Genomic DNA, 21,605 nt, shown 5'->3' on the forward strand with positions numbered 1-21,605 from the left:
CCGCGCAACCGTCGCCGAGCTGGACTGGGGCCTGGTCGTCGCGTGCCGAACACCGACGACCGACCGAGGAGGAACCATGCAGCACGGCATCCAGCACCAGCACCACCGGCTACCAGGCCGACGGAGCACGGTCGCCCGCAAAGGCTCCAACCGAGCCGTCGTCATCCTCGCCGCCACGGCCGTCGCCCTCACCGCCGCGATCGCCCTGGTCGCGTGCACGGGCGTCGCGCCGACCATCACCCGCGGGATCACCGCACTGGCCGAGCGACCGTCCGGAGACGGGAGTGCCGGAACCACGACCACGACGGATGGCGCGTTCGGATCCGACGACGGCGTGTTGGAGGAGAACCGGTACTCGGCCTACGACACCGATCTCCCGGCCATCGCGAACCTCGATGCGGACCTTCTGGAGGCCGTCCAGCAGGCGACCGACGCAGCGGCGGAAGACGACATCGCGCTGTACGTGAGCTCCGGCTGGCGGAGCACGGCGTACCAGCAGCACCTGCTCGACGAGGCGATCCTCCAGTACGGCAGCGAGGCGGCCGCCCGGCGGTACGTGGCCACGCCCGACGGGTCCTCGCACACGCGCGGGGCGGCAGTCGACATCGGTGCGACGGACGCCGACTACTGGCTCATCGAGCACGGCGCCGACTACGGCCTCTGCCAGACCTACGCGAACGAGATCTGGCACTTCGAGTTGGCCACCGTCCCCGGCGGCGAGTGCCCGGAGCTTCTCCCCGACGCCGGATGAGGTCGGTGCCGCGACCAGCTGCTCCCACCGGGCGTCCCGGTCCTATCCGGCGACCGGTGCCAGCCGACTGACGAACTCGTCCACGCGCAGGCGGATGTCCCGGAACGCTTCGTCGAACGCCTCGTCGGTCGCAGGCGCGGCAGGGTCGGGGATCGACCAGTGCAGGTCATCCAGCCCGCCGAGCTCCTCGTGCGCCCGGTTGCACACGGTGATGACGAAGTCGCCGTGCCGGAGGACCTCCGCCGTCGCGCGTGGAACGCTCGGGCGGATCCGGACGCCATGGCGTGCCGCCGCCCGGACGGCGCCCGGGTTGACCTCGCTCGCCGGCCGGCTGCCCGCGGATGCGACGGGGACATCGCTGCGGTCCTGCCAGAGCGCCTCCGCCATCTGCGACCGCGCCGAGTTCGCCGTGCAGACGAAGACGACCCGCGCCGGGGCGCTGATCGGTTCGGGCGCGAGGCGGTCGAACGCCCCCGGGACGAGCCGCACGTAGTTGCGGCGTCCATCGGACTCGGATCGCGACCGCGAGAGGATCCCCGCTCGCTGGAGGACGCTCAGGTGATGGGAGACGAGGTTCGACCCCATCCCGAGGGCGAGCTGGATCTCGGTCGGTGAGAGGTCACCGAGCGCCAGAAGGTCCACGATGCGCAGCCGCGCCGGTTCCGCGAGCGCGGCGAACTTGGACGCCCTTACCGCCAGCGACTCCACCGACACAACCCCCGTTGACTCAACCGTGATTGACTCAATAATAGGCTGAGTCGTCCGTGAACACCCCTTGAGCGATCCGCTCGAACTCACGGTCGTCGAGAAGAGGAGCTACTCATGGGTCTCGGAACCGGAATCGCCCTGATCGTCATCGGCGCCATCCTCGCCTTCGCCGTGAACGTCGACGTCCCCGCTGTGGACCTCACGCTCATCGGGTACATCCTCATGGCCGCCGGCGCCGTGGTGTTCCTCATCTCGCTCGTCCTCGTGCTCCGCCGCCGACAGGTCTCCTCGACCACGCGCTCCGCAGTGGACCCCGGTAGCGGCGAACGCGTCACCCGCCGCAGCACGACCGACAACGACGGCCCCGTCCTCTGACGACCGGACCGGCCACACCACCCATGACCGAACCCGCTACCGCGCCGTCCCAGAGCGGCGAACTGCTGGACGGTCGGTATCGACTCGAGCGACCGATCGGTGCCGGCGGGATGGCGACCGTCCATCTGGCGACCGACGAGGTGCTCGGGCGCAAGGTGGCGGTCAAGCTGTTCCGCCCGGGAACGACCGATGCGACCGACGGTGCCAGGACCGCCTCGGAGACGCGTCTGCTCGCGTCGTTGAACCACCCGGCCCTCGTCACCCTGTTCGACGCCAGGGTCGTGGCCGGTGACGGCTCCTACCTCGTCATGGAGCACGTCGACGGCCCGACGCTGTCCCAACGCATCGCTCGGTCGCCGCTTCCGTCGTCCGAGGTCGCCGCGATGGCCGTCGACCTCGCGGAGGCGCTCCACACGGTGCACGCGGCGCGGGTCGTCCATCGAGACATCAAGCCGTCCAACGTGCTGCTGCGACCGACGATCCTGCCCCACCAGGAGTACCGCGCGAAGCTCGCCGACTTCGGCATCGCCTACCTCATCGACAGCACCCGCATGACCGCGCCGGGCTCACTGATGGGCACGGTCGCCTACCTCAGTCCTGAGCTCGTCCGTGGTGCGGATCCGGCCCCTCCGGCCGACGTGTACGCCCTCGGACTCGTCCTCCTCGAAGCCCTGACCGGTCGCCGCGCCTACCCGCAGACCACCACGCACGAGTCGCTCATGGCGCGCCTGAACGCGTCGCCGACGATCCCCGGCGAGCTCGGCTACCAGTGGAAGTCACTGCTCACCTCGATGACCGCCGCCGATCCGGCGCAGCGCCCCACCGCCCTCGACGTCGCGACGACCGTCCGCGCGATGGACCCCGTGCTCGACCCGGCGGATGCGACCGTGGCGACCTCGGCACCTGCGATGACGACGACCGCCGACCCGGCACCGACGGCCGCGACCGAGCCGCTCGTCTCGACGACGCCGTTCGCGCCGATGACAGGCGCGCGCGCCGAGACCGGCCCGACCGCGGTGCTCGACGGCACTCGCCGCTCGGAGCGACGTCTCGACGGTGGTGCACGGCGACAGGTCGCAGCGCACCAGCCGCGGCGCCTTCGACGCTGGCTGATCCTCGCAGCCGTGCTGCTGGTGATCGCGGTCGCTGTCGTCTGGTTCATCGTGTCCCAGGCACAGCCGCCTGCCCCGACGCTGCCCACCCTGCCCGAACCGTTGTCGACGCATCTGGACGAACTCCTGCGGAAGGTGACGCCATGAGGAACTCCTGGAACCGAGGGCTCCGGCTGTTCGCAGCACCGTTGGTCGTCGTCGCCCTCCTGAGTGGCTGCGCCGGACCGGCTGCAGACCTCGACGCGAACACCGGCCGCGACCTGCAGAGTCGTGTACTCGTGGTCGCGAACGCAGCCGCCGACGGCGACACTGCGGGCGCGCTCGCGGCTCTCGACGCGCTCGAGGCGCAGATGGCCGCTGCTGAGGCGGCTGGGACCGTTTCGGCGACCCGAGCCGCGGACATCCGTGCGGCGATCGCGCTCGTCCGCGCCGACCTCTCCCCCGCGGTCGAGACCCCGACGCCGACCCCGGAACCCAGTTCGGTCGCGCCGGCCGAACCCGCTGCACCGGTCGAAGACGACGGAGACGGGGACGATTCCGGGAACAACGGGAACAACGGCAACAACGGCAAGAACAAGGACAAGAAGGACAAATGAAGCGACGAGGAAGCACCGACTCCGCCCCCGACGACGGATCGTTCGAGCCCGGGGACGAAGAGACGGCGAAGCGAACCCGTACGGCGGAGGACGGGGTCTCGACCGTCCAGCACAGCATCATCGTCGACCTCCCCATCGCCGCCGTCTACAAGCAGTGGGTCGACTTCGAGTCGTACCCGGAGTTCTTGCCGGCCGTACGCGAGGTGAAGCTGACCGGCGAGGTCTACAGTCGCTGGACCGTCGCGATCAGCAAGCTCTCGCGGCAGTTCCTCGTCGAGATCCTGGAGCAGCTCCCCGAGGAGCGTCTGGTCTGGCGCACCATCGAGGGCGACGTCTGGTTCAGTGGCGACGCCACCTTCGACGCGATCGACAAGCAGCAGACCCGCGTGGACGTCACTGTGCACTGGAAGCCGGTGTCCGCGGTGGAGCGGACCGCTGCGGCGCTCGGGCTCGCCGGACGGGTCGTCCGTGGGGCGCTCGAGGCGTTCAAGACCTACATCGAGTCGACCGGCGGCCCCTCGGGTCACTCCCGCATCAAGGTCGTCTCGCCGAAGGGCTGAGTCCGCCCGACAGCACGACGCCGGCCGCGAGACCTCTGTCTCGCGGCCGGCGTCATGCCGTCTTGCCCGTTACCGCTCGCGCTCCTCGGGTGTCGCGGTCGACGATGCCGCACTGTCGGCGTTGTTCGCCTGACCCGTCTCAGTGCTGCTGTTCACGGAGGTGAGAACCTTGCCGCGCGCTGCGGCCTCGAGCGACTCCGCCTCGTCCCCACCGACCGCCTCGCCGCGGGCGACGAGCCCGGCGACGTCGGACAGCGGGATCTGCTTGAGGAACAACGACAGCAGGAAGGCCGCGCCGATGAACGGCAGCAGGTACCAGAACACCGGGGCGAGAGCGTCGGCATAGGCGGTCACGACACCGTCGCGAATGCCCGGCGGAAGCTGGCTGAGCGTCTGCGGGTCGATCGTCGCCGCCGCATTGGAAGCGTCCCCCGCGCTGGCACCCGAACTCGCGAACACGTCCTTCAGGTTGGCCGTGAGGCGCGTGGTGAAGATCGTGCCGAACACGGCGACACCGAGCGACGCACCGACCTCGCGGAAGTAGTTGTTCGTGCTGGTCGCGGTTCCGACCATCGACGCGTCCACCGAGTTCTGGGCGACGAGCACGACGACCTGCATGATCAGGCCGAGACCGGCGCCGAAGAAGAACAGGAAGACGCAGATCAGCCAGATCGGGGTGTCCGCCGTGAGCGTCGTGAACGCGACCATCGAGGCGGCGGTGACGAGCGTGCCGATGACCGGGAACATCCGGTAGCGACCGGTCCTGGTGATCAGGTTCCCCGAGACGATCGAGGTACCGATGAGGCCGACCATCATCGGGATCATGAGGAGACCCGATGCGGCTGCCGAGGTGCCGGACGACATCTGGAGGAACGTCGGCACGAAGCCGATCGCCGAGAACATGCCGAGCCCGAGGGTGAGGCCGATCGCGGTCGCGTTGATGAACGTCCGGTTCTTGAAGAGCGACAGCGGGATGATCGGGTCCTTGGCGCGCGCCTCGGTGATGACGAAGAGCAGCGCGGCGAGCAGCATGCCGATGCCGAACATCCAGGTCTCGATGGCACCCCAACCGTGCGCAGCGTCGCCACCGAAGTCGGTGAAGAAGATGAGGCAGGTGGTGAACGCCGAGAGGAAGATCACGCCGAGGAGGTCGATCGGCGCGGTCGCCTTCTTGTTCGGCAGCTTCAGCGTGAAGAACGCGATCGCGAAGGCGGCGATGCCGACCGGGATGTTGATGTAGAACGCCCACTGCCAGGTGAGGTGGTCGACGAAGAAGCCACCGAGGAGCGGGCCACCGACGGCGGAGAGACCGAAGACGGCGCCGAGCGGGCCGAGGTACTTGCCGCGCTCGGAGGCGGGCACGATGTCGGCGATGATCGCCTGCGACAGGATCATGAGGCCACCGCCACCGAGGCCCTGGACGGCTCGCCAGACGATGAGCTGCGTGAAGTCACCCGCGAACGCACAGCCGACGGAGGCGATCGTGAACAGGGCGATCGCGACGAGGAAGAGGCGACGACGACCGAGGACGTCACCGAACTTGCCGTAGACCGGCATGACGATCGTGGTCGCCAGGAGGTAGGCGGTGGTGAGCCAGACCTGGTGGTCGACGCCGCCCAGCTGTCCGACGATCGTCGGCATGGCGGTGGAGACGATCGTCTGGTCGAGGCTGGAGAGCAGCATGCCCGCGATGAGGGCGGCGAAGATGATCCAGATGCGGCGCTTGGTGAGCAGCATCGGGCCCTCGGTGGGTGCGGCGGTGGCGGCGGTCACTGGAGGTCCTTTCGGGGAGTGGGGTTCGTGTGGGGATGCTGAGGCGCGGCGGCGGTGGGTCCGGCGTCGGCGGATTCGGGGTCGTCGGGCTCGAGGATGGTGCGATACGTCGCGAGGCAGTCGCGGATGGAGCCGACGATGTCGAACTCCCCGCCCTGGCCGATGTCGGCGACGCCGCTGCCGAAGACGCGCGCCATCGTCGTCTTGATCGCCATCCCGAAGAGGTCGGCGCAGGCGCGGGCACGCGGGTCGTCTGCCGGGACGCCTTCCCGCACGGCGATGAGCTCGACGAGCAGTTGCTCGCGCTCACGGTTGAGGCCCATGAACCGGACCAGCAACTTCGGTTCGCGCTCGAGGGCGGCGTGGAAGTCGACGTGCTCGGCGAGACCGAACCCGGACCGCTCCGCGTGGCCGGCCGCGATGAGCATGAAGTCGTCGAGCACGGCGCGCCACCCCCGCGAGCCGAGGGCGAGGAACTCGGTGGCGAACCGCTCGGTCTCCTCGGTCTCGTCGATGCCGAGGACGGCGTCCTCCTTGCTCGGGAAGTAGTTGAAGAAGGTGCGACGCGAGACACCGACCTCCTCGCAGAGTTCCTCGATCGTGAAGCCGTTGAGCCCCTGTGCGGCCGTGAGCCGACGTGACACGGTCGTCAGGCGCGCGGCGGTGGCGGCCATCCGGTCGGACAGTCGATTCGTCGAAGTTGCACTCTGCATCACGAAGTGCAGTATTGCACTCTCCGAGCCGGGGTGCAACTTACGGCACGAGCCACCCAGTCGGGCCTCACTAGAGTGAACGCATGGACCCTCGTCAGGCACGAACCCGCAGTGCCCTTCGCGACGCGATCCACACCCTCGCGGCGGCGAAGCGCATCGATCAGGTGACCGTTGCGGAGGTGTCCCGGGTGGCGGGGATCACCCGCGACACCTTCTACCGTCACGCCGCGACGCCCGTCCACCTGCTCGCCGACGTGCTCGGTGAGGAACTGGACGAGACACTCCAGGCGCACGCCGATCTGCCGGCGCACAGCGACTCGACGCTGAGCGTCTTCGACGAGTCCGAGCGCGACCTCCTGCGTCACGTCGCCGAGCACGCGACGATCTACCGCAACGCCATGCACCCCCGGCTCATCGGACCCCTGCGTGACGCGCTCACCGAGCGGATCGAGCAGGCGCTCGCGCACCACCTCGACCGGCACCCGCACATCGCCCCACCTCGCGAGGACGGCATCACGCCCGAGCGACACGTGCGGATGCTCGTGGCCTACGCCGGCGCCGGCACCGTCGCGGCGATCGAGGAGTGGCTCCGGTCTGGCGACCTCGACGACATCGACGCGGCGGCCCGCACCGTCATCGCGGCCTCCCCCGCCTGGTGGCTCGGCCGCGCCTGACCTCGGCGCCTGGGCCTGGGCCTGACGCCAGCGCGGGGCGCTGACGCGAGCGCGGGTCCCTCACGTGAGCGCGCCCCTCCGGAGACCCGCGCTCACCTACCCTGGGGTGCGCTCACGCCAGCGCACCGCGCTGGCACAACGGCCTCATGCGCGACATATGTCGGTGTAGGCATATCTGCACTGTGGATAACCCGGGCGACCTCTTCGACCGCCCGTAGCGTCGAAGGATGTCAACGATCTCCTCATCTCGAACCTTCTCCACAGTCGCACTAGCGGTGGGACTCCTCGCGCTCACCGCATGCACGGAAGTCGAACCGGCTCCCCCTCCGAGCAGCACTCCGCCGGTCTTCGAGAACGAGGAACAGGCCCTGGCTGCGGTGACGGAGACGGTCGGTTCCTTTGTCACCGTCGTGAACACAATTGGCGCCGAAGGCGGACAAAACCCAGAACGGCTCGACCACCTTCTCGCGCCCGATCTGAAGGAAGCAGAGACCGCAGGATTCGTAGACATGGCCGCGAAGGGCTGGAGAACCACAGGCGAAGCCACCCTTCGGCGCGTCGAGCTCGCTCAGTGGTGGCCTCGGCCCGACGCTGTCGGTGTGATCGCGGTTGCTCAAGCGTGCATCGACTACACCGGCGTCGATGTTCTGGACTCCGGCGGAACCTCAGTCGTCAATCCAGAGCGAGATCAACTCCGCTCAACAGAGCTTCAGCTCACCGCAGCGGACGGGGACGTGCTGATTTCCACGAAGAAGCCTGTCCCGGAAAGCGAGATCTGCTCATGACCAGAAGGCTCGCTACGGTACTCGCACTGATCGCCGTTGTATCACTCACTGCTCCGGTCACGTCGGCGTCTGCAAACAGCTGCACTGAGGTGGACTACATGAATGGCGCTTGTATCGGCAACGGCTCGGTCGACATCGGGGGCACGATCGAGCAACCCGGATCGGGCACCGGCGGTGGGTCCGGTGGCGGAACGGGCGGAGGCGGTGGTGGCGGCGGCTCGGCCGAGCTTCCTCCCGGCGTGACCGACGGGCCCAACGGTGAACGGACCGTCTGCAGCCTCATGCGGCCGGACGAGTGTTACACCTTCACCCCCGGCGACCTCGGCACCGACCTCGAAGCAGCACCGGCGGCCCCCGTCACGATCCGCGACGTCACAAGCTTCGCCCCCGCCGCACCCACCGTCACCACCGAACCCACCGCCTGGGGCGTCCGCGGGCTTCACACCAACGTCATCGCCGGTGCTTCCGGCCACACCCGCACCGGCACCCCCTTGGGCCAGGTCGCGGAGGTGAACTTCATCCCCGTCGGATTCACCTTCGACTACAGCGACGGCGACACGACCACCACCCGAACCGGCGGATCCACGTGGGCGTCGCTCGGACTCGGGGAGTTCTCCAAGACCCCGACCAGCCACCGCTACACGACGGTCGGGACCAAGGCCATCACCGTCGAGGTCGAGTACGCCGCCGAGTACCGCATCGGCGACAGCGGCTGGCTTCCCGTCGTCGGAACCCTCTCGATCCCGACCGAAGAACCCCACACGGTCCAGATCGTCCGCAACTCGACCGTGGGCGTCGACAAACCCTGCCGCCCCGGCATACCAGCCATCGGCTGCTGAACCCGCGACCGAAACCGTGCTCGAGGTCGGTCCCGATCAGATGAGCCCCTCGCGACCGCCCGACACCCAGTTCGGGTCGGCGGCCCGCGGACCGCTCACCTGGTCGGCGTAGGTGTCGATCTCGGCTCGGATCTCATCCGTCAGCTCAACCTGGAACGCCTCGAGGTTCGCGTGCAGGTGCGCGACGCTCCGGGTGCCGGGGATCGAGACGACCCGTGCGCCGAGCTGTTGTCCTCGGTCGTGCACCCAGGCGAGCGCGAGCGCCTCCGCGGTCGTCCCGATGCGGTGAGCGAGGGTGCGGAAGCGGGCCGCCAGTTCGAGGTTCGCCGCGAGGTGCTCGGGCTGGAAGCGCGGGAAGTTCGCTCGCGTCCCCCCGAGCGGCACCGTCTCGGCCGTGAAGTCCTCGGTGAACAGTCCGCGCGACAGCGGCGAGAACGCGACGACCGTCACGCCGAGCTCCGCCGCCGTCGGGACGACGTAGCTCTCGATGTCGCGGCTCACGATGCTCCACTCGGACTGGATCGCGGCGATCGGGTGCACGCCGTGCGCGCGGCGGAGTTCGTCGCCCGTCGCCTCGGACAGACCGATGCGGAGGACCTTGCCCGCGGTGACCAGTTCCGCGAGCGCCCCCACCGTCTCCTCGATCGGGATGTCGGGGTCGACGCGGTGCTGGTAGTAGAGGTCGAGGTGGTCGGTGCCGAGGCGGGTGAGCGTCCCGTCGATCTGCTCGTGGAGGTGGGCGCGGTCGCCACGGATCCCTCGTTTGCCGATGCCGCCGCCGGTGACGATGCCCACCTTGGACGCCAAGAAGACGTCGTCGCGGCGCCCGGTCAGGTACCGGCCGAGGAGTTCCTCGCTCCGACCGTCGCCGTAGACGTTCGCGGTGTCGATGAGGTTCACCCCACTCGCCTGGGTGGCGTCGAGGATCGTGGTCACATCGGCGTCGGCGATCGCCCCATAGGTGCCGGCGATGGACATCGCGCCGTACCCGATGGCGCCGACCTGCGCGGCGGTGTCGCCGACCCCGATCGTGGTCGAGGGCAGCGCGGTCGTGGTCGGCTCCGTGGCCAGGGGTGCTTCGCTCATGGATTCACCGTACGGCGTCAGGACAGGTTGGACGTCCGGTTCGTCACGCGGTGCAACGTCAGACGCGCGAGCCGGCGCGGGCGGCGAGTGCCTGCAAGAGCGCGGCGGGTTCCTCGGGGTCGTCGACCGTGATCGCGAACTGCTTGCCCGAGGTGCTCGTGACGACGAGTCCGGGGCCGGAGCGCAGCACGACGGCCGAGCGGCCGGGCATGATCCGGTAGCCCCAGCCGCCCCAGTCCATCGGGCGGATGTCGGTGGCCTCGACGACGTCGACCTGGTCGAGGGGGATGCGCTTCATCGGGATGCCGAAGAGCGATACGACGCGGAGGCCGCGCCAGTCGACGCTCACGCGGAGCCGGATGAACGAGGCGCAGAGGAGGGTCGCGAGGGCGAGGAGCGACAGACCGAACATCGCGACGCCCGACTCGCCGCCCAGCAGGATCGGCGTGTAGGCGACGGCGCCGATCGCGACGAGGGCGAGGGTGAGCCAGAGGAACAGCAGGGCCGTGACGCTCCGGCTCCAGGCACCGACCTCGGTCTCGCCGAGGTCCATCGGCGCCGGTCGTGCAGCTGCACCGGCGAGCAGCGGCTGAGCCGGCAGGATCACGGCGGGGATCACGCCCCAGAGCGAACACGCGGCGAGCGGGACGATCCACCAACCGAGGACGGCACCGTCGACCGATCCCGCCTGCACCGTGAGCCAGGTGGGGATGATCCACACGGACGCGGCCGACCCGGCGGCGATGCCGATGAAGAGGATGATCATGCGCTTGGTGCGCATGTCCGGCTTCGGCAGGGCGAGCAGGATGATGGCTGCGATCGCGGCGACGGACGCGATGATCAGCGTCACGAGGAAGACGCCCGCGGCGGGCAGGGAGTCGTCCGGTGCCGCGGTGCCCGACCAGTGCGAGGCGACGTCGACGGGGATCGCATCGCCCCAGACGAGCCGGGTGAGTGCGATCGCGATCGCCGGGACGGCCATGGCGAGGCCGGCGAGCAGGATCCGTCCGCGCGCAGGTGCTGCCGGTGGCGGCGTGGTGGTGGTGTCGTGCATGTGCTCCCCCTGAGCTGCTGAGGTGGTCTGATCGTCGGCGTCGACCGACGTGGTCGCGAGGTGGGCGCCGGAGCCCGTCAGGTGCGTTCGATCATCCGGCTGAGGTCCGTCGGCGAGATCCCGAACTTGCGCGCCTCGGTGACGAGCTGGGCGACGAGTTCGTTGACCCGGACGAGGCCCGGTGCTGCATCCTCGTTCACCCACGCACCGCGGCCCTGTCGCATCCCGATGAGTCCGTCGTCGCGGAGCTCTCCGTAGGCGCGGAGGACCGTGTGCATGTTGATCTGCAGTGCGCGGGCGAGGTCGCGGGCAGGCGGGAGGCGCTCCCCCGGCGCCAGCGCGCCCGTCGCGATGCCGGAGCGCACCTGCACCGCGATCTGCTCGGCGAGCGAGACCGCGGAGGTGGGATCGACGCGGAACAACATGTTTGCAATGGTACTAGAACAATGCCGCCCGTGCCCACGACATCTGTGGGGTTGAGGTCCGGCGCGGTGCGCTGACGCGAGTGTGCGCCACTCGGCGCGGGCGCACCCCACAACCGCGAGCGCGCCCCTCCAGAGACCAGCGCTCACGTCGGAGGCTCGCGCTCACGTCAGCGCACCGCGCTGGCCCAAGCCGCAGCAGAGGAAGGAGGACCGGTCAGAGCTCGACGACGTGCACGGCGATGTCCGCGGCCGCGAGGCGCTCGAGCTCGTCGGGGTCGGCGGAGGAGTCGGTCACGAGGTCGTGGATCTGCCCCAACTCGGCCATGCGCGCGAGCGTGACCCGCCCGACCTTCGAGCCGTCGGCGACCACGATCACCCGCTGCGCGTGCCGCACCATCGCCAGGTTCGTCCGCGCTTCCCGCTCGTCGTGCGTCGTCGCACCGCCCTGCGCACTGATGCCGTCGGTCCCGAGGATCGCGGTACCCACGTTGATCGCACTGAAGGTGTTCTCGGCGAGCGCCCCCACCGCCTCGAAGGACGAGGAGCGCACCAGGCCTCCCGTCATGATCACCTGCAGGTTCGGCCGGGAGGCGATCTCAGTCGCCGTGGTGAGCGAGTTCGTCACGATCGTCAGTTCCGCCCGGTTACTCAACTCCTTGGCGACCGCCGCCGTGGTGGTGCCACCGCTCAGGGCGATCGCGTACGGTCCCGCGGGGATCATCTCCGCCGCGCGTAAGGCGATCCGACGCTTGGCCTCACGGAACTGCGTGTCGCGGAACCGCACGGGCACTTCGTCGCGCGACTCCACCGCCCGAGCGCCACCGTGCGTCCGGAGGACGAGGCCCAGGTCGTCGAGGTCGGCGAGGTCACGACGGATCGTCGGGGCCGAGACGTCGAGCCGGGCCGTGAGGTCGTCGATCGAGACGACGGCGTCCTCCGCCGCGAGGAGCGCGAGGATGGCGCGCATCCGCTGACTGCGTTTCCCGGACGGAGCGTGTCGCGAGAGCTCGGCTGCGGTCGGTCCTCCCACGGCGAACCCTTCCCCGTCGCCGACGGCTCTGCTCAGCGAAAGTGATCATTTCAATCGATTTCCGATCAAGTTCTTGCTCGGTTCGATCACTGTAGTCGATGATCACTCCATGACACGAGTGACTTTCATCGGGGCGGGCAGCGTCGTCTTCACCCGCCAACTCATCGCCGACCTCCTCCGCTACCGCGACCTCGCCGGCCTCGAGATCGTCCTGCACGACATCGACCCCGAACGCCTCTCGGTGGCCGAGGGCACCGCCCGCCACGTCGACGAGCGCCTCGACGGCCGGGCGACGATCTCGGCGGAGTCCGACCGTCGTCGCGCCCTCGCCGGCGCGGACTTCGTGATCAACATGGTCCAGGTCGGCGGCATCCGCGCGACCGTCTCCGACCTCGAGATCCCAGCGGCCCGCGGTCTCCTGCAGACCATCGGCGACACCACTGGCGTCGGCGGCGTCTTCCGCGCTCTGCGCACCTTCCCGTTGCTCTCGGCGCTGACCGCCGACATGCGGGAGATCTGCCCCGACGCCCACCTCCTGAACTACACCAACCCGATGGCGATGAACATCTGGTGGGCGTCGGTCGTCGCCCCCGACATCAGCGCGATCGGCCTCTGCCACAGCGTGTTCTGGACGGTGAACGACCTCTGCGAGCTCGTCGGTGTGCCGATCGAGGGCACGAGCTACCGCGCAGCCGGCGTCAACCACCAGTCGTGGTTGCTCGAGTGGAGCCACGAGGGCCGCGACCTCTACCCGGCCCTGCGCGACCGCATCCGCGAGGACCCGGAGCTCAGCCGCCGCGTTCGCGTCGAGATGTTCCGCCGCATCGGCTACTACCCGACCGAGACGAGTGAGCACTCCTCCGAGTACCTGTCGTGGTTCCTCCGCTCCCCCGAGCAGGTCGAGCGTTTCCGCCTCCAGCCACTCGAGTACCTCGGCATCAGCGAGGAGAACGTCGCGGAGTTCGAGGCGACGAAGGCCGCCCTCGCGGCCGGGACCCCCCTGACGCTCGAGGACGAGGCGAGCGAGTACGCGCCGCAGCTCATCCACTCGCTCGTGACCGACACCCCGCGACTCATCCACGGGAACGTCGTCAACCGCGGCCTCATCGACAACCTGCCGCAGGGCGCCGTCGTCGAGGTCCCCGTCCAGGTCGACCGGAACGGCATCGCCCCGCAGCCCATGGGCGCCCTGCCTGTGCAGTGTGCCGCGCTCAACCGTCCGTACGTCTCCGTCGCGGAGCTCACGATCGAGGCGGCCCGCACCGGCAACCCGACGCTCATCCGGCAGGCGGTCCTCATGGACCCGAACGCCTCGTCCACCCTCACGCCCGAGCAGATCTGGGAGCTGTGCAACGACCTCGTCGCCGCGCACGGCGAGCTGCTGCCGGAGCCGCTGCGGGAGATCATCCCCGCCGACCGCATCTGACCGACCCGAAGCACCGCCGAACCGAATCCTTCCCGAACGATCGACACAGGAGACGACCACCGATGTTCCCACCCCGTTCCACGATCCACGCTTCCACCTCCCCGCACGCCCGCCGCGCACGTCGCCTCATCACCGCGACCGCCGTCCTCGCCGTCGGAGCGCTCGCGCTCTCCGGGTGCGCCGGCGGATCCTCCGGTGCCACGACGCTCGACAAGGACGCGAAGGTGAAACTCACCTTCTGGACCGGGCAGGCCGACGCCGCCCAACAGATCCTCACCGGTCTCGTCGACGACTTCGAGAAGCTGCACCCCAACGTGACCATCGACGTGTCCTCTGGCGCGCCATCCACGGAGGACCTCCTGCAGAAGCTCTCCGCGAGCTTCGCGGGCGGCAACTATCCCGACGTCTCGTACGCCTTCGGATCCTGGGCAAGCCGACTCGAGGCGTCCGGCCGTACCCTCGACATCACCGACCAGGTGGCCGAGCCAGACGTGAAGTGGGACGAGTTCTCCGAGGCGGCCCGCAAGACGGTGCAGCCGACCGGTGAGAAGACGATCGGCTTCCCCGCCGTGGTCGACAACATCTCCCTCCTCTACAACACGACCGTGTTCGATGCGGCCGGCGTCGACTACCCCACGGCCGACTGGACCTGGGACGACTTCCGCGAGGCGTCGAAGCAGCTCACCGACCCGGCGACGAACACCTACGGCTACGCCTACTCGGTGTCGGGCAGCGAGGAGACGACCTGGCAGTTCTGGCCGCACCTCTGGCAGAACGGTGGATCGATCATCTCCGACGACGCCAAGACGGCCGAGTTCGCCTCGGATGCGGGCGTCGACGCACTGACCTTCCTCCGCGACATGGCGGTCGAGGACAAGAGCGTCTACCTCGACCAGACCGACACGAAGTTCGGCGACCTCTTCGCCAGCGACCGCATCGGCATGATCACCTCCGGTCCGTGGCAGCTGTCGACGCTGCAGACGAAGGGCACGAAGTACGGCGTCACCGTCCTCCCCGGCACCGACGGCGACCACCAGACCGTCTCCGGCCCCGACGTCTGGGCGCTGTTCGACCACAAAGATAAGAACCGCGAGTACTGGGCGTACGAGTTCACGAAGTGGCTCACGGACTCGGAGCAGGACCTCAAGTGGAACGTCGCCTACGGCAACCTCCCGCTGCGCTCGAGCGAGATCGACACCCCCGAGTTCCAGGCGCAGGTGGCTCAGCTGCCCGGCCTCGACGTGATGGCCGAGAACGGCGTCAACGCCAAGCAGGCCCGTCCGACGGTGCCCGGCTACGTCGGCCTCTCGGAGGCCATCGGCAAGGCGATCTCCTCGGTGCTGCAGGGCCAGGGCGATCCGAAGCAAGCGCTCGAGGACGCCGCGAAGACCGCCGACGACGCTCTGGCGGAGGACTGATGTCCACGGTCGCCGGACGCGACACACGTCCATCGACGGAGCCGAAGCCGGAGCGTGCCGAGCGCGCTCCGGCCCGGCCCCGCCGTTCCGGACGACGGTTCCGCGACAGTCTCACCGGCTGGGGCTTCGTCGCCCCGGCGATGCTCATCGTGCTGGGCCTGTCGATCTTCCCCGCGATCTGGGCGTTCTTCCTGTCGCTCCAGAAGTGGGACGGGTTCAGCGAGCCGGAGCAGGTCGGGCTGGAGAACTACGCCAGCATGATCGGCAACGACGAGCTGCAGGCGGCCGTCGTCCACACGGTCGTCTACACACTGCTGTTCGTCCCGGCGTCACTCGGACTCGGACTCTTCCTCGCCGTCGCGCTCAACCGCCGGATCCGCTTCATCGGCGTCTACCGCACGGCGATCTTCGTCCCCTTCGTCGCCTCCGCAGCCGCGACCGGCATCCTCACGACCTACCTCTTCAACCCGCAGTTCGGGCTCCTCAACACCGTGTTCCGGTTCCTCGGACTCCCGGCGCAGGGCTGGCTCGAAGACCAGGGGCAGGCGATGGTCGTCATCACGATCATGTCGCTCTGGGGGCAGGCAGCCTTCACGACCGTCATCTACCTGGCGGCCCTGCAGGACATCCCCGCCGAACTGCTCGAGGCGGCACGGATCGACGGCGCGAACGCCTGGCAGTCGTTCTGGCGCATCACCTTCCCGCAGCTCGGGCCGGTCACCGTGTTCGTCGCCATCTGGCAGTTCATCCAGGCGATCCAGCTGTTCGACCTCGTGTACACGACCACCAGAGGCGGCCCGCTCGGCGCCACCCAGACGATCGTGTTCTACCTCTGGGACGCGGCGTTCAAGCAGTTGCAGTTCGGGTACGGCTCCGCGGTCGCCTACGGGCTGTTCGTGGTGACACTCATCGCCACGATCGGTGTCGTCCTGTACTCCCGCCGTTCCAACGTGGAGGCATTCTGATGACCGTCCTGACCACCCCACCACGCGGCGACGCCGCCACCGGCAAGCCGTCCGTGACCGCTCCACCCGCCGAACGACGCACGCGTCGGCGGTTCAGCCCCTGGCACCTCGTGCTCGCCCCGATCGCGATCATCTTCGCGATCCCGTTCGTGCAGATGTTCATCACCTCGGTGACGCCGGAGTCGGAGATCAACACCTATCCGCCCCGCATCCTCCCCTCGCACATCACCTTCGACGGGTTCGCGAAGCTCTTCTCCGAGTCGAACATCCTGCTCTGGCTCGGCAACACGGTCATCGTGTCGACGGTCGCGGTCCTGTCCCATCTCGTGCTCTGCTCGCTCGCCGGCTACGGGTTCGCGCGGTTGAAGTTCCGCGGGAAGACGATGGGCTTCCTCATGATCGTCGCGACGATCATGATCCCGACGCAGCTGCTCATGATCCCGACCTACATCCTGTTCTCTCGGATCGGGCTCATCGACAGCCTCGGGGCGGCGATCGTGCCGTGGCTGGCGTCCGCGTTCGGCATCTTCCTCATGCGGCAGTTCTTCCTGTCACTCCCGGCGGAGCTCGAGGAGGCCGCACTCATCGACGGCTGCACCCGCCTGCAGGTGTTCTTCCGGGTGATCCTGCCGCTCGCGAAGCCCGCGCTGGCGACACTCGCGATCTTCACCCTGCTGGGCTCGTGGAACGACCTCGTCTGGCCGCTCATCGCGATCAACAACGACCAGGCCTTCACCCTGCAGCTCGGCATCACGAACTTCCAGGGCGCGCGCCGCACCGACTGGGCGCTCCTCATGGCCGGCAACGTCGTCGCCACGCTCCCGCTGATCGTGTTCTTCCTCTTCGCCCAGAAGCAGTTCGTGGCGACCATGACCTTCTCAGGCCTCAAGGGGTAGGCACCGATCCCGGCGTGGCAGGATCACGTCCATCGCCGCGCGCGCGTCACACGCTCGACCAACATCGATACCTCGCAACTCCCCCTCATCACCTCGACCCACCCCAGGAGCAACCCGTGTCCATCACCACCATCGTCGGTTCGGAAGCCACCGTCCGCGAGATCACCCAGCAGCCCGACGTCTGGCTCGAGGCGTCGACGGGGATCGCCGCCCGCCGCGAGGAGATCGCCGCGTTCCTCGCACCGCTCCTGGCACGACCCGAGCTGCGTGTCGTCCTGACCGGGGCGGGGACCTCGGCCTTCATCGGCGAGATCGCGGCACCGGCCCTGACCCGGACGCTCCGTCGCCGGATCGACGCCGTCGCGACCACCGACATCGTCTCCAACCCGCGGGAGTCGTTCGCCGAGGACGTCCCGCTGCTCCTCGTGTCATTCGCCCGCTCCGGCAACAGCCCGGAGAGCGTGGCCGCGACGGAACTCGCCGACCAGTCGCTCGCCGAGGTGCACCACCTGGTGATCACGTGCGACGAGACCGGCGAGCTGTACCGACGCCACCATGACCGCGCCTCGTCGCTCACCGTCCTCATGCCGCTGCGGTCGAACGACGAGGGCTTCGCGATGACGTCGAGCTTCAGCTCGATGCTGCTCTCGGTCCTCCTCATCCTCGGCGGCACTGACGACGCCGCGGTGCAGGCGCTCGCGGCCGGAGCCACGACGATCCTCGACCAGCGCGAGGTGGACATCCGCGCACTGGCCAACGAGGGGTGCGAACGCGTCGTCTACATCGGCAGCGGCCCGCTCACCGGTCTGGCCCGCGAGTCGGCGCTCAAGCTGCTCGAACTGACCGCCGGACGGATCGTCACCTACTACGACTCGGCGCTCGGATTCCGTCACGGACCGAAGGCGGTCGTCGACGAAAGCACGCTCGTCGTCGTCTACCTGTCGTCCGACCGGTACACGCGGCGGTACGACCTCGACATCGTCACCGAACTGCGCGCGACGCTGTCGCCGGAGCGCGTGATCGCGATCTCCTCGGAGCCGGTCGCCGACGCCACGGCGTACGACTGGGTGCTGCCCGAGCTCGCCGGCCTCGACGACGCGCAGCTCGCGATCGGCTACGTGCTCGTCGCGCAGCTGCTCGGCCTGTCGTACTCGCTCCAGCTCGGTGCGACCCCGGACAACCCGTTCCCCAGCGGCACAGTGAACCGCGTCGTGCAGGGCGTCCGGATCCACGAGTTCGACGGCGTCGACGCTCGGAGTGTCGCCGCTCAGCTGCAGGAGCAGTAGTCGTGGCGCGGTACCTCGGCGTCGACGGTGGCGGGTCGAAGACGGCCTTCGTGTTGCTCGACGACGCCGGACGGGTGCTCGCGGAAGCGAGGACGGCGAGCTGCTACTACTTCGACGAGGGGATCGAGCTGGTCGGTCGCATCCTCACCGAGGGCGTCTCGGAGGTGTGCCGGCAGGCGGGTGTCACGACCGCCGACATCGATCAGGCCTTCTTCGGTCTGCCCGGGTACGGCGAGGTGAGTTCCGACATCGCCCACCTCGATGCGCTACCGCGCGACGTGCTCGGTCATGACCGGTTCTCCTGCGACAACGACATGGTGTGTGGGTGGGCCGGATCGCTCGGCGCCGCCGACGGCATCAACGTCATCAGCGGAACGGGCTCCATGACGTACGGCGAGCGCCGTGGCCGCGGGCACCGGGTCGGCGGGTGGAGCGAACTGTTCGGCGACGAAGGGTCGGCGTACTGGATCGCCGCCCGAGGCTTGAACGCCTTCACGCGGATGAGCGATGGTCGCCTGCCGCGCGGTCCTCTCGTCGACCTCGTGCGGGCGAGGGTCGGGATCACGAGCGACCTCGATGTGATCGACGTCGTCATGAACCGCTGGAAGGGTCAGCGTGGCCGGATCGCGGATCTCGCGAAGACGGTCGTCGCTGCTGCCCAGCAGGGCGACGAGGTCGCGGGGCGGATCCTGGCCGACGCGAGCGGGGAGCTGGCGGAGATCGTCGAGGCGACCCGCGTGGAGCTCGGTTTCAGCGGCGACGAGGTCGTTCCGGTGTCGTACTCGGGCGGGGTGTTCTCCGCTGAGCCGGTGCGGTCGGGTTTCGAGCAGGCCATCGCGGCGCTGCCCGCCCGGTACGAACTCCGGACCCCGCTCTTGGGTCCGGCGATCGGCGCCGCGCTGCACGCCGCGAAGCGCGCCGGGTCACCGCTCTCGCCCCAGGCGCTCGAGGTGCTGCGCTCCCGGTAGCCCGCTCCTCCGCCCGCCGTCGCCTTGGGCCGGCGCGGTGCGCTGACGCGACCGCGGGCCTGACGCGTGAGCGCGTGTCTCCGGAGGGTCGCGCTCACGCGCGCGGGGCGCGGTCACGCCGGTTGCGCAGCGGGCAGGCCGGTTGCGCAGCGGTCACGCCGGGTACACCACCCTCGCGTCAGCGCACCGCGCCGGCAGCTTCCCGGAGTAGGGCACTTGACCCTCACGCCGCGTGAGGCTTTAGCGTCATCACCATGACGATCACGATCCTCGACACCGCCAGCGGCATGCGTGCCGTCCTCGACGCGCCGGAAGCCGAACGACCCGCGCGACTCCGCGCCATGCTCGAGCCCGTCGCCGACATGTACCGGTACTTCCCGGGCGAGGTCGACCTGCTCGCCATGCACTCGATGGGCTCGGGGTTCCCGATCGATCGGAGCCGGGATCGGGTCGTCGACGCCCTCGACCGACTCGTCGCGGCGGACGCGTGGGGACGGATCTCACGGGCGCTCCACGCGGCGGTCGCCACCCAGCTCGACGCGGTACCGGCGCTTGTCGTGCCCGACATCACCGTCCTGCTCATCCTCGGCGACCCCGACGACACCTACTTCATGGAGTCGATCCGCGGGTTCATCGGCAACGGCAGCGCGACCGGGTTCATCTCGCTCATCCTCTGGCCGACGGAGGAGAACCTCGCGCGCCTCGAGGCGGCCGCCGTCCACGAGCTCAATCACAACCTGCGATACGCGCCGGGTGGGGTGGTGTGGGATCCGGCGACCGTCGTGGTCGGTGAGCAGGTGGTGTCGGAAGGGCTCGCGGACGCGTTCGCCCGGCAGCTGCACGGACCGTCCGGCTACACGCCGATCGGTGTCGCGCATCTCGACGACGACGCGGTGTTCGACCGGGTCGTCGAGGGTCTGGACGTCGGCGGGATGCAGCACTTCGTCTCGTGGGTGCACGGTGACGAAGCCGCGCTGCGATACGGGGGCGAGCCGGTCGGTCTGCCGATGGGTGCCGGGTATGCAGCGGGCAACCGTCTCGTCGACGCCTACCTGTCGGCGACGGGGACGACCGCCGCCGAGGCGCTGCACGTTCCGAGCGCGACGATCATCGAGGTGGCACTCCGCGAGCTGGGCTGAGGCGGCTCCCCCTCACTCCCAGACGGCGGTGTCGGGGTCCACGCCGTGGCTGCGCGCGTTCGCGTCGATGACCAGTGAGAGCCACGCAGCGAGGCCGGGTTCGATCCGGTCGTAGGTGTCGGCCATGCCGGGCTCCGTGAGGGCGAGGCGACCGATGATCACGTGCATGGACGGCGTGCAGTGGAAGTACTCGCTGAGGGCGGCGCGATGCCGTTCGGCGAGGGCGTTCGCCGTCTCGCTTCCGGCGACGACGCCGGCCCGCTTGGCCTCGGCGAGTTCGTCGACGAGGTCGCGCATCGGCCCGACCAGCGCCCGCCAGTCGTCCGGCGTGCGGGTCGCGGACCGTTCCGCGTACTCGGCCCATTGCGCGGAGTCGCCCCAGCGGGCGCGGGCCGTCTCGGCCATCGTGGGGTTCCAGTCGTCGCCGAACACCGCCTGGCGCTGCTCCTCGGGGACGAGCACGCCGACCTCGTCGGCTTCGAGCAGGCGGTCGACGGATCGGGCGACGGCTTCGAGTCGTTTGATGGTGTCGTCGAGTTCGTGCCGACGCTGCGTGAGCTCCGCCCGTCGTTCGGCGGCCGGCGCGGTGAGCAGGGTGGGGATGCGAGCGAGCGGGACCCCGAGGTCACGCAGGAGGACGACCCGGCGGAGGCGGGCGATGTCGACGGGCAGGTACGAGCGGTAGCCGCTGTTCGTCCTCCCCGAGGGTGTCGCGACGCCGATCTCGTCCCAGTGGTGCAGCGTCCGCACACTGACCCCGATCTCGGCGGCCGCCCGACCGACGGTCACGCCACCCTCGGCCCTCCTGCGCTCGTCCATCCACCCAGCATCGCACCCGGCCTCGACCTGCGTCCTCTGCCGGCTGCCAGCGCGGTGCGCTGACGCGAGTGCTCCCGACCCAGCGTGGGCGCACCCCTCCGGAGACCCGCGCCCACGCGCCAGACCCGCGGTCAGCCCCAGCGCACCGCGCTGGCAACACGCCACCGCACACGCGGCGGGGCGACAGGTGACGCGAACGGCCCCGGG

At 69.3% G+C, this 21,605-nt stretch carries 23 protein-coding genes; 15 read left to right on the plus strand and 8 right to left on the minus strand.

Translation table 11 applies throughout. The features are described from left to right. Nucleotides 1-76: 76 nt before the first annotated feature. Complete coding sequence (locus tag ACLIME_RS11290; RefSeq protein WP_411556960.1) at nt 77-751, plus strand: M15 family metallopeptidase; 675 nt, start codon at nt 77-79, stop codon at nt 749-751. Between the two features lie 42 nt (nt 752-793). Here ACLIME_RS11290 and ACLIME_RS11295 read toward each other — a convergent pair whose 3' ends face one another. Continuing rightward, nucleotides 794-1,459 (minus strand): metalloregulator ArsR/SmtB family transcription factor, encoded by a 666-nt coding sequence (locus tag ACLIME_RS11295; RefSeq protein WP_342450882.1) that lies wholly within the window; start codon nt 1,457-1,459, stop codon nt 794-796. Nucleotides 1,460-1,573: 114 nt separating this feature from the next. Here ACLIME_RS11295 and ACLIME_RS11300 point away from each other — a divergent pair, with 114 nt between their 5' ends. From ACLIME_RS11300 to ACLIME_RS11315, 4 genes are read left to right on the plus strand one after another with little or no spacing between them, the layout of a single operon-like run. Beyond that, nucleotides 1,574-1,834: a DUF6458 family protein gene (locus tag ACLIME_RS11300; protein ID WP_064295666.1), complete on the plus strand. Its 261-nt coding sequence runs from the start codon at nt 1,574-1,576 to the stop codon at nt 1,832-1,834. A gap of 23 nt (nt 1,835-1,857) precedes the next feature. Then, nucleotides 1,858-3,093 carry a serine/threonine-protein kinase gene (locus ACLIME_RS11305; protein WP_411556961.1) on the plus strand — a complete coding sequence of 412 codons (1,236 nt, stop codon included), beginning with the start codon at nt 1,858-1,860 and terminating at the stop codon, nt 3,091-3,093. Beyond that, a complete protein-coding gene (locus ACLIME_RS11310) occupies nt 3,090-3,542 on the plus strand; it encodes a hypothetical protein (protein ID WP_411556962.1) in 453 nt (150 codons plus the stop codon). The genes ACLIME_RS11305 and ACLIME_RS11310 overlap by 4 nt, the downstream gene beginning before the upstream one ends. After that, on the plus strand, nt 3,539-4,102 hold the full coding sequence (locus ACLIME_RS11315; protein WP_124767451.1) for an SRPBCC family protein: 564 nt from the start codon (nt 3,539-3,541) through the stop codon (nt 4,100-4,102). The genes ACLIME_RS11310 and ACLIME_RS11315 overlap by 4 nt, the downstream gene beginning before the upstream one ends. A gap of 69 nt (nt 4,103-4,171) precedes the next feature. On the opposite strand, the gene ACLIME_RS11320 is transcribed toward ACLIME_RS11315, so the two are convergent. Both ACLIME_RS11320 and ACLIME_RS11325 read right to left on the minus strand, forming a co-directional pair. Beyond that, nucleotides 4,172-5,839 (minus strand): MDR family MFS transporter, encoded by a 1,668-nt coding sequence (locus ACLIME_RS11320; RefSeq protein ID WP_411558793.1) that lies wholly within the window; start codon nt 5,837-5,839, stop codon nt 4,172-4,174. A 32-nt stretch (nt 5,840-5,871) separates the two neighbouring features. Next, nucleotides 5,872-6,588, minus strand: a complete 717-nt coding sequence (locus tag ACLIME_RS11325; protein WP_411556963.1) for a TetR/AcrR family transcriptional regulator — start codon at nt 6,586-6,588, stop codon at nt 5,872-5,874. Between the two features lie 83 nt (nt 6,589-6,671). Between ACLIME_RS11325 and ACLIME_RS11330 the strand changes: the two genes are divergently transcribed. The 3 genes from ACLIME_RS11330 (at nt 6,672) to ACLIME_RS11340 (ending at nt 8,886) form a co-directional block, all read left to right on the plus strand. Continuing rightward, nucleotides 6,672-7,262 carry a TetR/AcrR family transcriptional regulator gene (locus ACLIME_RS11330; protein WP_079706583.1) on the plus strand — a complete coding sequence of 197 codons (591 nt, stop codon included), beginning with the start codon at nt 6,672-6,674 and terminating at the stop codon, nt 7,260-7,262. Between the two features lie 227 nt (nt 7,263-7,489). Further along, a complete protein-coding gene (locus tag ACLIME_RS11335) occupies nt 7,490-8,047 on the plus strand; it encodes a hypothetical protein (protein ID WP_411556964.1) in 558 nt (185 codons plus the stop codon). Between the two features lie 89 nt (nt 8,048-8,136). Further along, nucleotides 8,137-8,886, plus strand: a complete 750-nt coding sequence (locus tag ACLIME_RS11340; protein ID WP_411556965.1) for a hypothetical protein — start codon at nt 8,137-8,139, stop codon at nt 8,884-8,886. Between the two features lie 36 nt (nt 8,887-8,922). On the opposite strand, the gene ACLIME_RS11345 is transcribed toward ACLIME_RS11340, so the two are convergent. The 4 genes from ACLIME_RS11345 to ACLIME_RS11360 form a co-directional block, all read right to left on the minus strand. After that, nucleotides 8,923-9,972, minus strand: coding sequence for an aldo/keto reductase (locus tag ACLIME_RS11345; protein WP_411556966.1), 1,050 nt, complete (start codon nt 9,970-9,972; stop codon nt 8,923-8,925). 58 nt (nt 9,973-10,030) lie between these two features. Continuing rightward, complete coding sequence (locus ACLIME_RS11350; RefSeq protein ID WP_411556967.1) at nt 10,031-11,026, minus strand: hypothetical protein; 996 nt, start codon at nt 11,024-11,026, stop codon at nt 10,031-10,033. A gap of 77 nt (nt 11,027-11,103) precedes the next feature. Continuing rightward, nucleotides 11,104-11,451, minus strand: a complete 348-nt coding sequence (locus ACLIME_RS11355; protein ID WP_137244023.1) for a GntR family transcriptional regulator — start codon at nt 11,449-11,451, stop codon at nt 11,104-11,106. A 214-nt stretch (nt 11,452-11,665) separates the two neighbouring features. After that, nucleotides 11,666-12,481, minus strand: coding sequence for a DeoR/GlpR family DNA-binding transcription regulator (locus ACLIME_RS11360; RefSeq protein ID WP_411556968.1), 816 nt, complete (start codon nt 12,479-12,481; stop codon nt 11,666-11,668). Nucleotides 12,482-12,590: 109 nt separating this feature from the next. Between ACLIME_RS11360 and ACLIME_RS11365 the strand changes: the two genes are divergently transcribed. The 7 genes from ACLIME_RS11365 to ACLIME_RS11395 all read left to right on the plus strand — a co-directional run bounded on the left by ACLIME_RS11365 (nt 12,591) and on the right by ACLIME_RS11395 (nt 20,579). Continuing rightward, nucleotides 12,591-13,907 carry an alpha-glucosidase/alpha-galactosidase gene (locus tag ACLIME_RS11365; protein WP_411556969.1) on the plus strand — a complete coding sequence of 439 codons (1,317 nt, stop codon included), beginning with the start codon at nt 12,591-12,593 and terminating at the stop codon, nt 13,905-13,907. Nucleotides 13,908-13,969: 62 nt separating this feature from the next. After that, entirely contained in the window at nt 13,970-15,325 is a 1,356-nt protein-coding gene (locus ACLIME_RS11370) for an ABC transporter substrate-binding protein (protein ID WP_079706575.1), read from the plus strand. Then, on the plus strand, nt 15,325-16,290 hold the full coding sequence (locus ACLIME_RS11375; RefSeq protein ID WP_124767461.1) for a carbohydrate ABC transporter permease: 966 nt from the start codon (nt 15,325-15,327) through the stop codon (nt 16,288-16,290). Before ACLIME_RS11370 ends, ACLIME_RS11375 begins: the two co-directional genes overlap by 1 nt. Next, complete coding sequence (locus ACLIME_RS11380; RefSeq protein WP_079003358.1) at nt 16,290-17,186, plus strand: carbohydrate ABC transporter permease; 897 nt, start codon at nt 16,290-16,292, stop codon at nt 17,184-17,186. Before ACLIME_RS11375 ends, ACLIME_RS11380 begins: the two co-directional genes overlap by 1 nt. Before the next feature lie 116 nt (nt 17,187-17,302). Next, a complete protein-coding gene (locus ACLIME_RS11385; RefSeq protein ID WP_411556970.1) occupies nt 17,303-18,472 on the plus strand; it encodes an SIS domain-containing protein in 1,170 nt (389 codons plus the stop codon). 2 nt (nt 18,473-18,474) lie between these two features. Beyond that, on the plus strand, nt 18,475-19,440 hold the full coding sequence (locus ACLIME_RS11390; RefSeq protein ID WP_411556971.1) for an N-acetylglucosamine kinase: 966 nt from the start codon (nt 18,475-18,477) through the stop codon (nt 19,438-19,440). 254 nt (nt 19,441-19,694) lie between these two features. Further along, nucleotides 19,695-20,579: a DUF2268 domain-containing protein gene (locus ACLIME_RS11395; RefSeq protein ID WP_411556972.1), complete on the plus strand. Its 885-nt coding sequence runs from the start codon at nt 19,695-19,697 to the stop codon at nt 20,577-20,579. Nucleotides 20,580-20,591: 12 nt separating this feature from the next. Here ACLIME_RS11395 and ACLIME_RS11400 read toward each other — a convergent pair whose 3' ends face one another. After that, entirely contained in the window at nt 20,592-21,398 is an 807-nt protein-coding gene (locus ACLIME_RS11400) for a MerR family transcriptional regulator (protein ID WP_411556973.1), read from the minus strand. Nucleotides 21,399-21,605 lie beyond the last annotated feature (207 nt).

It is taken from the genome of Plantibacter sp. MPB07 (genome assembly GCF_046619465.1).
Classification (GTDB): domain Bacteria; phylum Actinomycetota; class Actinomycetes; order Actinomycetales; family Microbacteriaceae; genus Plantibacter; species Plantibacter auratus.